A 1,311-nucleotide genomic window follows, 5' to 3' on the forward strand; every position below is an offset into this window, starting at 1 on the left:
GGCGGGCAGTTCGGATGTATTGCTGCGTCATCACCTCCACCATCGAGGCGCGCGTCATGCGCGCGATGTAGCCGATGCCGTAGATGGCAAGTGTCATCACCGGCAGGGTGAAATTGTAGAAGGTGAGGCCCTGGCTGGCGGACGCAGCCGAGCCGTTCAGCCAGCCCAGCCAGGATGCGAAGATGACGGTGAAGATGACGCCCGAGACATATTCAGGCGTCGCCGTCGAGGCGATCGAAGCGACAGACAGCGTGCGGTCGGTGCGCGAGCCCTCGCGCATGCCGGCAAGGATGCCGATGAGCAGCGAGATCGGCACCATCACCACCAGCACCCAGAACATCAAAAGCCCCGTTGCGCCGAGCGCCGGAAAGAGCTTCGCCGCGACGGTCGTCTTGAATTTGGTCGAGCAGCCGAAGTCGCCCTGCAGCACGCCGGAGAATGTCGGCGCGACCGGGTCGTTGCAGAAGGAGAAGCGCTGCGCCGGTTTTCCAGTCGCCGGGTCGGTGATCGGCTGTTTGGGGAGAACCCCCAGCCACTGGCCGTAGCGCAGGAAGAAGTTCTGGCGGTAGCCATGGTTGGCCAGCCAGCTTTCCAGCTGTTCGGCGGAGGTGTGCATTTCTGTCTGGCTGATCGCCAGCTTCTTCAGATTGGGACCGAGATTGATCAGGAAAAAAACGACCAAGGTCAGGCACAGCATCGTCAGCGCCATGGTGCCGAGACGTCTCAGGATGAAAGAAAGCATGGCGGACCCCTGCCGATGGGTTGGGGGAGCCTGATTGCGCGACCACTCCGACGCGATGCGGGGCAAGCCGGCAAACTGACCTTCGAATGCAATCAACCCAGTTTATTGCATGACCCCATTCGACGAGTCCGCAACTTTTTCGTTGCAACGGCTCTCCGGTCCCGGGTCACGCGAGGAAGGGGACAAAGGGGCCGAGCGCCCCTTTGTCCGTTCGTTCCGATCAGGCCTGTTCCAGCCAGACCTTGCCGTAGTCGTGCTCGTAGGTCGGGTGCATTTTGAAGTTCTGCACCGCCTTGGTCGAGTGGCTGTAGAGCTTGCGCCAGTACGGCTGGATGATGATGCCGGAATCCTGCAGGATCTGCTCGATGTCCTTCATCATTTCCTTGCGCTTGGCCGCGTCGGCGACGGCAAGCGCGGCGTTGAGCTTGGTATCCCAGTCGGAATTCGACCAAGCAGTCTCGTTCCAGGCTTCACCGGTGCGATAGCCGATCGCCAGAACCTGCACGCCGAGCGGGCGCATGTTCCAGTTGGTCATCGACAGCGGATACTTCGTCCAGTCGTTCCAGAAG

General features: G+C 61.2%; 1 protein-coding gene and 1 pseudogene. Both read right to left on the reverse strand.

What is annotated here, in order from left to right; translation table 11 throughout:
* The coding region (locus EOA24_RS38200; protein ID WP_133374921.1) for an ABC transporter permease at nt 1-742 on the reverse strand (742 nt) is incomplete at its 3' end.
* A gap of 220 nt (nt 743-962) precedes the next feature.
* Nucleotides 963-1,311: pseudogene (locus tag EOA24_RS38205) on the reverse strand (diguanylate cyclase); the annotation flags it as partial.

Origin of the sequence: Mesorhizobium sp. M2A.F.Ca.ET.039.01.1.1 (assembly GCF_003998035.1) — a bacterium.
In the GTDB taxonomy this organism is placed as follows: Bacteria; Pseudomonadota; Alphaproteobacteria; order Rhizobiales; family Rhizobiaceae; genus Mesorhizobium.